This is a genomic window from Parabacteroides sp. merdae-related_45_40 (genome assembly GCF_001915675.1).
This window is the reverse complement of sequence record NZ_MNQY01000112.1, coordinates 15,277-27,873: the sequence shown is the minus strand read 5'-3', so window position 1 is coordinate 27,873 and position 12,597 is coordinate 15,277. Positions and strand designations below refer to the sequence as shown.

12 protein-coding genes and 1 pseudogene are annotated in these 12,597 nt (G+C 44.3%); 2 read left to right on the top strand and 11 right to left on the bottom strand.

Annotation, left to right across the window (positions count from 1 at the left end; translation table 11 throughout):
* Positions 1–8 precede the first annotated feature (8 nt).
* Positions 9–587, bottom strand: a complete 579-nt coding sequence (locus BHV83_RS13100) for an RNA polymerase sigma-70 factor (protein ID WP_048927792.1) — start codon at positions 585–587, stop codon at positions 9–11.
* A gap of 188 nt (positions 588–775) precedes the next feature.
* Here BHV83_RS13100 and BHV83_RS13095 point away from each other — a divergent pair, with 188 nt between their 5' ends.
* Entirely contained in the window at positions 776–2,875 is a 2,100-nt protein-coding gene (locus tag BHV83_RS13095; RefSeq protein ID WP_034527038.1) for a DNA topoisomerase 3, read from the top strand.
* A gap of 3 nt (positions 2,876–2,878) precedes the next feature.
* Positions 2,879–3,370, top strand: a complete 492-nt coding sequence (locus BHV83_RS13090) for an NUDIX hydrolase (protein ID WP_009017132.1) — start codon at positions 2,879–2,881, stop codon at positions 3,368–3,370.
* 343 nt (positions 3,371–3,713) lie between these two features.
* On the opposite strand, the pseudogene BHV83_RS21780 reads toward BHV83_RS13090, so the two are convergent.
* The 10 genes and pseudogenes from BHV83_RS21780 to BHV83_RS13035 form a co-directional block, all read right to left on the bottom strand.
* A pseudogene (locus BHV83_RS21780) lies at positions 3,714–4,864 on the bottom strand (DUF1080 domain-containing protein).
* A gap of 149 nt (positions 4,865–5,013) precedes the next feature.
* Positions 5,014–5,766, bottom strand: coding sequence for a DUF6377 domain-containing protein (locus tag BHV83_RS13075; protein ID WP_286757601.1), 753 nt, complete (start codon positions 5,764–5,766; stop codon positions 5,014–5,016).
* The gene (locus BHV83_RS13070) at positions 5,763–6,419 is read right to left on the bottom strand and encodes a SusR-related protein (protein ID WP_005866294.1); all 657 of its coding nucleotides are present in this window, start codon (positions 6,417–6,419) and stop codon (positions 5,763–5,765) included. The genes BHV83_RS13075 and BHV83_RS13070 overlap by 4 nt, the downstream gene beginning before the upstream one ends.
* Before the next feature lie 113 nt (positions 6,420–6,532).
* On the bottom strand, positions 6,533–7,921 hold the full coding sequence (glmM, locus tag BHV83_RS13065) for a phosphoglucosamine mutase (protein WP_008774233.1): 1,389 nt from the start codon (positions 7,919–7,921) through the stop codon (positions 6,533–6,535).
* Positions 7,918–8,490, bottom strand: a complete 573-nt coding sequence (bamK, locus tag BHV83_RS13060; protein WP_005858151.1) for a BamK family beta-barrel-assembly machinery protein — start codon at positions 8,488–8,490, stop codon at positions 7,918–7,920. Before bamK ends, glmM begins: the two co-directional genes overlap by 4 nt.
* Before the next feature lie 52 nt (positions 8,491–8,542).
* Positions 8,543–9,592: a DHH family phosphoesterase gene (locus tag BHV83_RS13055; protein WP_286757600.1), complete on the bottom strand. Its 1,050-nt coding sequence runs from the start codon at positions 9,590–9,592 to the stop codon at positions 8,543–8,545.
* Positions 9,593–9,630: 38 nt separating this feature from the next.
* Complete coding sequence (locus BHV83_RS13050; protein ID WP_286757599.1) at positions 9,631–10,917, bottom strand: ComEC/Rec2 family competence protein; 1,287 nt, start codon at positions 10,915–10,917, stop codon at positions 9,631–9,633.
* 33 nt (positions 10,918–10,950) lie between these two features.
* Complete coding sequence (rpe, locus tag BHV83_RS13045; RefSeq protein ID WP_286757598.1) at positions 10,951–11,601, bottom strand: ribulose-phosphate 3-epimerase; 651 nt, start codon at positions 11,599–11,601, stop codon at positions 10,951–10,953.
* Positions 11,602–11,679: 78 nt separating this feature from the next.
* Positions 11,680–11,853, bottom strand: a complete 174-nt coding sequence (locus tag BHV83_RS13040) for a hypothetical protein (RefSeq protein ID WP_195474016.1) — start codon at positions 11,851–11,853, stop codon at positions 11,680–11,682.
* A gap of 75 nt (positions 11,854–11,928) precedes the next feature.
* On the bottom strand, positions 11,929–12,522 hold the full coding sequence (locus BHV83_RS13035; RefSeq protein WP_008774229.1) for an RNA polymerase sigma factor: 594 nt from the start codon (positions 12,520–12,522) through the stop codon (positions 11,929–11,931).
* Positions 12,523–12,597 lie beyond the last annotated feature (75 nt).

Genomic DNA, 12,597 nt, shown 5'->3' with positions numbered 1-12,597 from the left:
GTGTGTGTTTAGAGCAGTAGCGTCATATAAGTCTCCGCATATTTAGCCAGAAACGCCCGGATCACTTTCAAGGCCGTAGAGATATGTTGTTGTACCGTATATACCGAGATACCCAAACTGTCGGCTATCTCCTTATGGGATTTCATATCTTTACGGCTCATATCAAAAACCCTTTTTTGTTGTGGGGTCAACGTTTCAAGCGCCTTATCCAACAATGCGTTTAAATCCGTATCCAATACCGAGTCCTCCGTCTCGTTCGTGCTATCCAATGAGGCGGACCGTATCTTATCCCTCAGCTCCAACTCACGATCCAGTCCCGCCAACAGGTTTAAGATCCGATTTTTCACGATCGTATACACATACGGGCCAAAAGGTACATTCGGGTTTAAGAAACGGCGATTCTGCCAAATAGAGGCGAAAGCATCCTGAAAAACATCTTCCGCCATATCCCGGGATTTAAGGAATTTCAAGGAAAACCACATCAAGCGATCCTTATACAGGGCATATAATTCACAAAAGGCCGACTCGTCCCCTTCCAGCAAGTCCGCCACAAGCCTTCTTTCTTTCTCTGAATCAATGTCTGCCATTCGACTTATTCTCCCACTTCGATTACATAGGTTCAAATGTATGCAAAATTCCCAAAGGTAAAAACAAATTGAACCAAAATCAGCAACTCCATCATACAGCTTTATAAACTCACGATAACAAACATCTTTGCTCATTCGGAAATAATCATGTATTTTTGTCTGTTCATTTAAGAAAGGATGATGTATTGATGAAAGTTTGTATCGCCGAAAAGCCGAGTGTGGCTCGGGAAATCGCGGAAGTATTAGGGGCAACCCAACGAATGAATGGGTATATCGAAGGAAACGGATATCAGGTAACTTGGACATTCGGGCATTTGTGTACCCTGAAAGAACCGCATGAATACGCGGAGAACTGGAAACGTTGGAGTCTGGGGTCGCTACCTATGATCCCTCCCCGGTTCGGTATCAAACTAATCGAGAATCCTACGTATGAGCAACAATTCAAGGTAATCGAGAGCCTGATGCAAAATGCCGAGATGGTCATTAACTGCGGTGATGCCGGCCAAGAGGGAGAGCTGATCCAACGCTGGGTCATGCAAAAGGCAGGTTGTAAATGCCCGGTCTACCGCCTTTGGATCTCCTCGCTTACGGAGGAGGCGATCCGGGAAGGTTTCCAAAAACTCAAAGAACAGACGGAATTCAATAAGTTATATGAGGCCGGGCTATCCCGTGCCATCGGCGACTGGTTGCTGGGGATGAACGCCACCCGCCTTTATACCTTGCGCTACGGGCAGAACCGGCAGGTATTATCGATCGGCCGTGTGCAAACCCCGACGCTCGCCTTGATCGTAAACCGGCAAGCCGAGATCGACAATTTCAAGCCGGAACCGTATTGGGAATTAAAGACCATTTACAGGAATACGACTTTCTCCGCCACGAAAGGTAAGTTCACGAAGAAAGAGGAAGGCGAGGCTTTTCTGGAGAAGGTAAAGGAACAGGATTTTACTGTTACCAGTATCACCGAGAAGAAAGGGAAGGAATTCGCCCCCCGCCTATTCGACTTGACCTCGTTGCAGGTGGAATGTAATAAGAAATTCGCGTTTACGGCGGACGATACGCTAAAGTTGATCCAATCGCTCTACGAGAAGAAGGTGACAACCTACCCACGTGTAGACACGACTTTCCTTAGTGATGATATCTATCCGAAAGTTCCCAATACCTTGAAAGGGTTGGTGGATTATACGGAGCTTACCGCTCCTTTGATGAATCAGAAATTGCCGAAGAGCAAGAAAGTGTTTGATAACTCGAAGGTTACCGATCACCATGCGATCATCCCTACCGGAGTCCCCGCCCGCAATCTTACGGATACGGAACGGAAGGTGTACGATTTGGTAGCCCGTCGTTTTATCGCTGCCTTTTATCCGGATTGCGAGATATCGACCACTACGGTCTTGGGTCAAGTGGATAAGGTGGAATTCAAGGTAACCGGAAAGCAAATCCTCAAACCGGGTTGGCGTGTCGTATTCGGAGCCGAGCAGAAAGATCCGGAGGCTGAACCTACCGAGGAAGAAGGCGTATTGCCCGATTTCGTGAAAGGAGAAAGCGGCCCGCATAAACCGATCTTGAAAGAGACTTGGACCCAGCCTCCGAAACCCTATACGGAAGCAACTTTATTGCGGGCGATGGAAACCGCCGGTAAATTAGTGGATAATGACGAGCTGCGGGATGCCTTAAAGGAAAACGGTATCGGCCGCCCTTCTACCCGTGCGGCGATCATCGAGACCTTGTTCAAGCGTAATTATATACGGAAGGAGCGCAAGAATCTTTATCCCACCGCTACCGGTGCGGAATTGATCGGCACGATCCATGAAGAACTGCTGAAAAGCGCGGAGTTGACGGGTCTTTGGGAGAAGAAGCTTCGTCAGATCGAACGGGGGACTTATGAGGCTCGTACTTTCCTGGATGAGTTGAAGCAAATGGTAAACGAGGTCGTCATAAACGTCCTTTCCGACCAAACCCGGCGAACGATTACGATTGAGGATACGTCTAAAGCAGCTAAAGAAACTCCCAAAGACGAACCCAAGGAGAAAAAGGAAAAGAAACCTCGTAAGCCTCGTGCCAAGAAAGAGAAAGAGAAAGCAGAGGCTACTCCTGAATTGGAGCTTCCATCAACGGATAAGCCCGTTTGCCCCATCTGTCACAAAGGCTCTATCCTCCGGGGCAAAACCGCTTATGGTTGCTCCGAATACAAGAACGGATGTACGTTCCGCTTGGATTACGCTACGTATGGAAATAATTTAACGGATGAGGAGTTAGGTACGGTTATCAGTAAATTAAAGTCTATTTAAAATATGAGAACAGAATGGTTTCCTCTGGTAAACGAGGAAGGTGAGACGATCGGAAAGGCTACTCGCAAGGAATGTCATAGCGGAAGGAAGTTGCTACATCCCGTAATCCATTTACATATCTTTAATAAGGATGGAGATCTATATCTCCAAAAACGTTCCATGAACAAGGATATACAACCGGGAAAATGGGACACGGCCGTAGGTGGGCATATTGATTATGGAGAAAGCGTGGAAGAGGCCCTGCGCCGTGAGGTTCGTGAGGAATTGGGCATTACCGATTTCACGCCTGTCTTCATCAAACGTTATATATTCGAGTCTTCCATAGAGAAGGAATTGGTAAACAGCTTCCGGACCACTTACGATGGCCCCATCACCCCCGATCCCGAGGAACTGGACGGAGGACGTTTCTGGCCGATCGAGGAGATCAAAGAGAATCTGGGGAAAGGCGCATTCACCCCGAATTTCGAAAAGGAATTCACCGCTATTTTCCTATAGGATAAAAACGCTACACTTCAGCTAGAATAGTTATTCAAGAGCCTGTTCATTCTTCGTAAGATACTGTTACATTCCACAAACCACGGCGTGAACTGTACAGACCACAGCATGGTTTGTATAATTCACGTCGTGGTCTGTACAGTTCACGTCGTGGTTTGTGGAATGTAACTATATATGATTATCTTTATATATAGTAAATAAGATGTTTTGTCCTATAGTAATCGACCTATTATATTATAACTGTAACTCCATATGTATCTTACCTCGAAACCTAACAATCTTTGCCTAAAGCACTAATACCTCTACCTTAAATCTAATGTTTGTTCAGACCTTAAAACTAATCTTATATATTAATGTGTGGTTTATACATATCTTGCGCCGTCAAACCGCATTCCTTTTTCATACGGATACAATAATCGAGCGTTCCTACCTCCGGCGTGATATTGTTGGAACCGAACGTGAACTTTACACCCGCGGCTTTCGCTTTCTGAATGATCGCTTTATTCGGAATATGATAAAGCTCGTTTATCTCCAAAGCCTTTCCACTTTTTGCCAAGGCATTCACGAAACGGTCGATACGCTCTTCTGTCCAAAACATATCATATCGGTCACTCATCGCATCGGGAAGGAAACAGGAATTCACGTACATATCGACCGGCTCTTCCAAGACAGAACAGATACGGTCCAACATCATATCCATATATGCCTGCTCATCGTCGATAATCACTTCCTTGTTTACCCATAGGTGCGTACGCCGCCCCTTATGATCCAGAAACGTCATGGCATCGGTAAACACATAGTCAAAGCTGTTGCGGGCCGCCTCCGAAAAGGTTGTTACCCACTCACGTCCGTCTGCTCATCCACGGCATTCGCCCATTGAGCGGGAATGTCTATTCCTTTCGCGCTGAACGCCTCTAAAGAGATATTCTTAAACTGAAGATTTCCACGTCCCGTACCCACCAGCGAGATAGTACCTTGGGATAACAATGCTTTAGCGTTCTCCTTCAAACGGAAAGGTTTGGAAGGCTCTATATATTCTACGACAGTCTCACCATTAATCCGCACCCGGACAAGCCGTCCTTCTACCCGGATATTCATCTTGAACCATTCGTTCTCTTTCACGAAACTCTTCGTCAGGTTCCGGACCGACACCAAGCTACCCGTCATCCGCCACCAAACCGGATCTTCCCGATCGTTGTTCAAGGCGATACGATATCCTTTACGATCCGTAGCGTCCGTATGGATACCAATATAACCTTTGCCACCGGTCGTGGTACGTACATCCATATCTAACTCGAAGTTCGTATAGCCTTTGCCATCGTTCAACAAAGCACGGGCGTTGGAACCGGCCAACGTAAGGACATCATTTTGTATGACCACGACGCCGGATGTTTTCCATGCGTTGTGATCGACCGTATCGGATACGTTCTCTTTCGTAAATCCCGTGAACACCAAACAGGCGATCACGGCGGCAATCATTAATTTAATCTTCATGACATCTCTTTTTAAAAGTTATGCCGCAAATGTATCCGGGAATAAGAAGCAAAAAGAAGATTGATATAAAAATGTAGACAGTACGATCCTCTATCCCATTAAATACAAATCAGTTAATAAAGATCACTATCCTAAAAAATGTAGATTGATTATAACGGATTCCGGTTAACCCCGATCCTCATCACCCAACCTTCAAACTCATCACGAGGCACTAACGCCTTATTACGTACCTTGGTCCGGTAGTTATAGATCGTACTCAACGAACAACGAAGAAAAGCGGCTATCCTTACGCTGTCCGTAACTCCCAACCGCATCAAGGCGAATATACGAAGTTCCTTATTCAACAGATCCTCCGATTTCAAGACGATACGTTCCTCGGGCTGCAACAAAGCGTTGAAGTCCCTGACAAACGTAGGATATAATCCAAGAAAGATTCGATCGAAGTTAACATAAAGCGCTTCCACCTCATTCTCCACCATACGGGTCGAACGGAGCATCTTGAATAACTCGTCCAACTGTTTATTCATCGCCTTTTTCTGTAGCGATTTCTGGTAATCCTCCAGTTTATTAATATAGGTGGAGCAGAGATCGAGGAAATGAGCGATGTATTCCTCTTTGATATGGTTTGACTCCGATAGCTGTATATTTCGCTCTTGCAATAAATTATTCGTCTCGCTTATCTCTCCATTCAACTTTACCAAACAGGCATTGGTATTAACCAACTCTTCTCGTATCGCTGAGATCTTCCGTATCTGCCTATACACATAGGCTAGAGAAAGGATCAGAAAGAGCGTCAATAGGCTGATCAACAAGAAATAAGTCATCAATTGCCTTTTGCCTTGAGCTTCCTGTATCTGATAGGAAGCATTAATGATAGGATAGAATTTAGAGATCTCATTCATGCGGAACTGTATATTGCAAGTAACGGCACCTTCTCCGCAGACCTCGCCTGTCCGTGAGCCAGATATTTCTGCGCCAGATTTATCTTATACCGATAAGAGGCCGTATCTAAGACAGACAATAACGAATCCTTGTATAAATCAAGTTGTTTCCTATATTCAAAAGAATCCAGATTCGTACTGTAATAAGAGAAAAACGAATAATAAGCCTCATAGAAATCCTGTTTCTGCTCTTTAGACAGCAACTCACGGTCTATGCTTCGCAACAGACTTTCCGACTCACGGTACATCCCGGAGAAAGCATAAAGCGTAGCCAGCCGTAAGCGGGAAGTATAGATGCGTGCCGTATCCTTCATAAATGACGCTATCTCCATATTCCGCTTTATGTAATAGATGGCCGAGTCTTGTTGTATTTTCTTGAATTCCTCGTATAATTGGTGGTTGATCTCATATTCCTGCCACAACGATATCTTGCTCAAGAGAAACATGTCCTTTAGCTGCGTGATCCGTTGCTCCCGTTGCTGAAGATAAAAAGATCTATTCAAGACAGCTTCATCCAGCTCCTTGGCCAACGTGTCCCCTCTCAGCCCTCCCCATGCGAAGGCTTGAACCATCCCGACAATTAGAAATAAGATTACCTTTATTAGTTTATTCATTACACGAACCGAGAATTATCCAAAAGAAAAGGGTTCAGTCAAATCAACAGAGCATAAATAGCTTACCTCGGCTGAAGACTGAACCCAATATTTTAAAACGCCCCGAAAGGGTGTTATTTACACATCTCGTTGATGATCTGTATTAATTGACCGCCTAATTCCTCGGCTTCCTCCATCGTATGGGCCTCAGAGTAGATACGGATGATCGGTTCCGTATTGCTTTTACGCAAATGAACCCATTTATCCGGGAAATCGATCTTCACTCCGTCGATATCCGTAATATCATATTGAGAGAACTTCTCTTTTACTTTCGCTAAGATAGCGTCCACGTCGATCTCCGGCGTTAACTGGACTTTTTGCTTGGAGATAAAATACGGAGGATAGGAAGCCTTCAACTCGCTCGTCTTCATCTTCTTCTTTGCCAGATGAGTCAGGAACAAGGCGATACCTACCAAAGCGTCGCGTCCGTAATGGCTGGCCGGATAGATCACTCCACCGTTGCCCTCACCACCGATCACGGCATTCGTAGCCTTCATCTTGGCAACCACATTCACCTCGCCTACAGCGGCGGCATTATATTCGCAGCCATGAGCACGGGTAACGTCGCGAAGCGCACGGCTGGAGCTCAGGTTACTTACCGTATTACCCGGAGTATGGCTTAATACGTAATCACTGACAGCGACCAAGGTGTATTCCTCGTTGAACATCTCGCCATTCTCGCAGATAATCGCCAAACGGTCTACGTCCGGATCTACTACGAAGCCAACATCCGCTTTCGCATGTCCCATCAAATCGGAGATCTCTGTCAAGTTTTCCGGAATGGGTTCCGGATTATGAGAGAAGTTTCCATGAGGGGCGCAATGCAGCTTAAAGATTTCCTTCACACCCAACGCATATAACAAATCCGGGATCACGATACCGCCTACGGAGTTCACGCAATCGATAGCTACACGGAAGTTAGCGGCCTTAATAGCCTCCACGTCCACGAGATCCAGATTCAAGACGCTCTCGATATGTTTTTGCTTATAAGTCGCATTCGGGATTACCTTGCCCAAATGATCCACGTCGGCGAACTCGAAGTCCTCGGCGGCAGCTATGCGTAATACCTCAGCCCCTTCAGCGGCATTCAAGAACTCACCTTTCTCATTCAAAAGCTTCAAGGCATTCCATTGCTTCGGATTATGACTGGCGGTAAGGATAATACCTCCGCAAGCCCCTTCCATAGCTACGGCTAACTCGGTTGTCGGGGTCGTGGCCAGATCGATATCCACCACATCAAATCCCATACCGGTAAGCGTTCCTAGGACGACTTGTTTTACCATCGGACCGGAGATACGTGCGTCACGCCCAACAACGATCTTATTGGTCTCCACTTTTGTGTTTTTTCGGATGAATGTAGCATAAGCGGCTACAAACTTAACAATAGCTAACGGATTCAATCCGTCTTCCGGGCTACCGCCTATTGTACCGCGAATACCGGAAATAGATTTAATTAGTGTCATAAGTTTTCTTCAAATATATATTCTAGAATTTCATAATATACAGGTTGACCGTTTGATTGATCATTATAGGCTCCTCTTTTAAAAGGCACTATCATTTTCACTTTAGCCCGATCTCCAACATACTTCAAAGGCTCTTGCATTCCCTCACTTACATAATAATAAGAGGGATCATAAGGTGAATTCTTCGAATAATCCCCATATGTAAAAGCGATAGGAGAAGTTCCATTACTATGCGGGCCATAGTTCTCAATAGCGACAATAGTAGAATCCATGAAGTAACTCATCTTACAACGGTACAACATTTTCGTTTTATATTGCACCGCTCTCTGATCGCTTCCCTTATCAATAATATTCAAATAGACACCATTATCCAAGAGCACAAACTGATTTTCCTTAAATACGCTATCAGCAGGAAAATCATCCAAGATCTCAAGGCCCTTATCATCGATAAAACGCTCGATTGCCTTTTTCTCATCTTTCAACATATCCGTGTACGACTTTGTCTTGCTACAAGAGATAGCAACTAATGCGGCACACAGAATCAACAGGATATTAAAACCTTTCTTCATTTGTTAGTCTTTAATTGAATGAATCGCAAATGTAAATAATCTTCGTCAAACCTTACGCATGTTTGCCTAAATCTTCTGATTTATTAGGATTAAATTCCTGTAAACCTTTCTCAAACACGGCTACGGCCTCAGATAAAGAGCCATAGAACTCACCTCCGGACGCATTTTTATGTCCACCTCCGTTGAAATAAGTAGAAGCAAACTGATTGCAAGGAAAATCGCCCACGGAGCGAAGCGATACCTTTATGTAATCGCTGTCCTCACGAATAAAGACACTAAAGCTTACGTTCTCTATGCTTAACGGCAAGTTCACGAAACCTTCCGTATCTCCAGTCTGGTACTGAAAACGATCCAGTTCCTCTTTCGATAACGTGATAAGAGCCGCCTGTTGTTCCGGATAGACCCTCATCTTCTCATACAACACATATCCCATCATACGTAAACGACACTCGGAATAGACCTGATTCACCTTACGATAGATCAAATCCTTATCAATCCCCTTCTTGATCAATTCGCTGACGATCGTATAAATCTCCGGTTTATTCGAATTATAGGTGAACGATCCCGTATCCGTCATCATACCCGTATAGATACAAGCGGCGGCATCCCCATTCAATAAATCGAACATCCCCATACGACAAATAAAACGGAAGATCATCTCACTGGTAGAAGACATCTCCGGATACGACATCGTCACACGGCAAAAATCCGCGGGGTTCAAATGATGATCAATCATCACCTTGCGGCCTTCTGAGGCGATCACCGCCGGAGCCAGTTTCTCGATACGTTTGGGTTCATTGAAATCGAGGCAGAAAATAACATCCGCTTCCTTGATCAATTTCTCGGCGAAATCCGGATATTTCTCATGTATCACGACATCCTTAGCGCCCGGCATCCATCTATAAAAAGAGGGAAATGCGTTCGGTACCACTACCGCTACATTATCCTTACCGTAAGCGGATAGGAAATGATATAAACCAAGGGATGAACCTAATGCGTCGCCGTCTGGTGAGACATGCGTCACGATAACAAAACTCTCGCCTTTCTCTACGTATTTTTTGGCTTTCTGAATCTTCTCTTCTTGAATGATTTTAGTGATCATATAATCTTTTTGTTTTCACCTCCAAAGGTACGACTTTTTTAGTTTCCGGCTATCAAAAAAAGTTCAATAAGGATCTTTACTGATATTATTAACAAAAGGGTTAAGGCGGCTAACAAAACTTTTGGTTCCCGTATCTTCATATATATCAAGCATAAAACAAGAAAACCATAACCTCCTAGCATCTCAAAGAAGCTAAAACGCCCCGTAATCGTCGCATAAGGCAGAGCGCTGAACACGTCCACCACCCTTACCATGCTATGAACCAACCCTTCTACGATCTTCTGTATCCAGTCATATCCATAGAAATCCACCGGATAGCCTAACCACAAAAAGGCAAAAGGAATCAAAAACATAGCCAAGAGAGTGACCGGTAGATTCGTAAACAAGAAAACTGTCGAAAATTGTCCAAAATAATAAAAACAGAGCAAAGCAGTCCCTATCTGCGCAGCTATAGACACCGTAATCCATTCCCAAGGCATGGCCAACAAAGGATTTCTCACCACTATCCATTCCTTGAAACGAGGCACTAGGAATAAAATAAAAAACACAGCCAAATAGCTTAACTGAAAACCGACATCAAACAGATAATACGGATTATAGGCCAGCATACAGAAAGCGGCGGCGGCCAATGTATTATATCCATCCGTAACACGCCTAAGCGCCCTTCCTGTTAAATATAAAGATAGCATCAAGGCTGCCCGTACCGCCGAGGGCGCTAATCCTGTGATAAAGACAAACCCCCAAAGACTTCCCACCAGAATGATATAACGAACCCAACGTCCTATCCCCCATCTTGGCATAAACGAGCAAAAGAAAGATAAGAATCCACAAATCACGGCAACATGAAAACCGCTCACCGCTAATATATGAGACACGCCCGCCAAAGAGAAGCGCCTTTTCGTTTCCCGACTCATCGCTTTCTTATATCCCAATGTCAATGTAGCCAAAATAGATTTCTCCTCATCAGACAAGCGTAAGCGATCAAACGTATTTACCAAAGAATATTGGGCCTCGCTAGCCAATAAATCTAAAGAAGAATCAGGCTCATTTACAAGCGCTATACGCCGGTCACTATACCAACAGACCTCAACCGCTAAACATACAATCAAAACAGAGACTATAGCTCCCCATATCCAACGGGAATCGTATCGCAACTCAGCATGCCCTCGCCCCCACGAGAACCCCAGAAAAAGAAAAAGCAGAGCAGATAAAACCCCTAAAACATATAAGAGCAAAGAGGTAGGTAAAAACGCATAGCATAAAATTCCGGTTATCCATAAAAAAAGCGGCCGTACAAAAGGCCGCTTTTGTATTTCCTCAATCATGATAGTTAGGTTTTGGTGATATATTAATGTGTTCTACAAAGCTTTCAAGTCTTTAATTGTTTGTATCGGATCTGGAGATTTGAATACGAAGTTACCGGCGACTAATACATCGGCACCTGCGTCAACCAAACGCTTTCCCGTCTCTAAATTCACCCCGCCATCTACCTCGATCATAGTACTCAATCCCTTCCGGTCTATCATTTCTCGTAAACGGGCCACCTTATCTACGGAATGCTCAATGAAGCGTTGACCACCAAATCCCGGATTCACGGACATCAATAAAACCATATCCACATCTTGGATAATATCTTCTAATAAGCAGATGGGCGTATGCGGATTCAAGGTAACACCCGCTTTCATGCCCGTTTCCTTAATAGCCACTACCGTCCGATGCAAATGGGTACATGCCTCATAATGCACGTTCATCATATAGGCTCCCGTAGCCGCGACCTCAGGGATAAACTTCTGGGGCTCCACGATCATCAAGTGTACATCCATCGGCTTCTGGCATATAGACTTTAATGCGTTAAGTACCGGGAAACCAAACGAGATATTCGGCACGAATACCCCATCCATAATATCCAGATGCAACCAATCGGCGTCACTTTTATTTATCATCTCCACCTCCTTCCGCAAATCCAGAAAATTAGCGGAAAGCAGGGAAGGCGCTATCAAATGCTTCATAATCTTGTCTTTTGTTTTTACAAAAGTATACAAAAAAAGAAAGAGAACCTAATAATATAGATTCTCTTTCCGTAATTCTTAGTTCAACACATACCCGCAGAGCTCCGGACGTACAGCCGGTTCCGCTTGATAAGCCCTCGCAAACTGTTTCAAGAAATCCATCGTTTGCTTCCGAGGCGAACTTTTCGCCTCCGGGGCACTTTTCATTTTTTTCTCCAAATCATCCATGCATTGCGTAGAAAGCTTCCTCATAGGCACCTTTATTTTTATCTTGTTTGCTAATAAAACGTAGGGACCTAAGACTTATTGCATGGAAAGAAAATTATTTTACACCATAGATAGCTCGATACGGTTCTCATCGGCCATACGGCGCATATTCAAGATAGCGTAACGCATACGCCCTAAGGCCGTATTGATGCTAACCCCCGTGATATCGGCGATTTCCTTAAAACTAAGGTCTTGATAGTAGCGCATCTCCAACACCTCACGCTGGTTATCCGGCAAATGCTTTACCAATTTCTTCACGTCAGACAATACTTGATGGCGCACGATATTATCCTCTATCGTACCATCGCAAAGCTTGATATTATTAAATAAGTCGATTTCCACCTCATCATTCGAGATCGTGTTTTCGCTACGTTCCTGACGGAAATTATCGATAATCAAGTTATGGGCAATACGAGTAATCCATGCCTTAAACTTGCCGTTCTCGGTATAGCGACCTTGTTTTATAGTCATGATAACCTTCACGAAGGTCTCTTGAAAGATATCCTCCGTAAGCTCTTTGTTACGTACTATGAAATAAATGTAAGAATGAATGCTACTTTTGTATCGATTTAATAAAATATCGAAAGCGGCATTATTACCTTCTGCATAAAGGACAACCAATTCCTCGTCGGTCATCATTTTTAAAGTCTTCATTACTTTCACATTTTTAGTTTATTCGAGTAATGTTTATGCTATAGGCGATGGGGTTTAATTGTTATACAATGTTAT

Excerpts from the sequence above, each read along its gene's own strand:
- BHV83_RS13070 (WP_005866294.1), bottom strand. The coding sequence starts at position 6,419 with ATGAATAAACTAATAAAGGTAATCTTATTTCTAATTGTCGGGATGGTT.
- BHV83_RS13035 (WP_008774229.1), bottom strand. The coding sequence starts at position 12,522 with ATGAAGACTTTAAAAATGATGACCGACGAGGAATTGGTTGTCCTTTAT.
- BHV83_RS13075 (WP_286757601.1), bottom strand. The coding sequence starts at position 5,766 with ATGAATGAGATCTCTAAATTCTATCCTATCATTAATGCTTCCTATCAG.
- rpe (WP_286757598.1), bottom strand. The coding sequence starts at position 11,601 with ATGAAGCATTTGATAGCGCCTTCCCTGCTTTCCGCTAATTTTCTGGAT.
- BHV83_RS13055 (WP_286757600.1), bottom strand. The coding sequence starts at position 9,592 with ATGATCACTAAAATCATTCAAGAAGAGAAGATTCAGAAAGCCAAAAAA.
- BHV83_RS13100 (WP_048927792.1), bottom strand. The coding sequence starts at position 587 with ATGGCAGACATTGATTCAGAGAAAGAAAGAAGGCTTGTGGCGGACTTG.
- BHV83_RS13090 (WP_009017132.1), top strand. The coding sequence starts at position 2,879 with ATGAGAACAGAATGGTTTCCTCTGGTAAACGAGGAAGGTGAGACGATC.
- BHV83_RS13095 (WP_034527038.1), top strand. The coding sequence starts at position 776 with ATGAAAGTTTGTATCGCCGAAAAGCCGAGTGTGGCTCGGGAAATCGCG.
- BHV83_RS13050 (WP_286757599.1), bottom strand. The coding sequence starts at position 10,917 with ATGATTGAGGAAATACAAAAGCGGCCTTTTGTACGGCCGCTTTTTTTA.
- BHV83_RS13040 (WP_195474016.1), bottom strand. The coding sequence starts at position 11,853 with ATGAGGAAGCTTTCTACGCAATGCATGGATGATTTGGAGAAAAAAATG.
- glmM (WP_008774233.1), bottom strand. The coding sequence starts at position 7,921 with ATGACACTAATTAAATCTATTTCCGGTATTCGCGGTACAATAGGCGGT.
- bamK (WP_005858151.1), bottom strand. The coding sequence starts at position 8,490 with ATGAAGAAAGGTTTTAATATCCTGTTGATTCTGTGTGCCGCATTAGTT.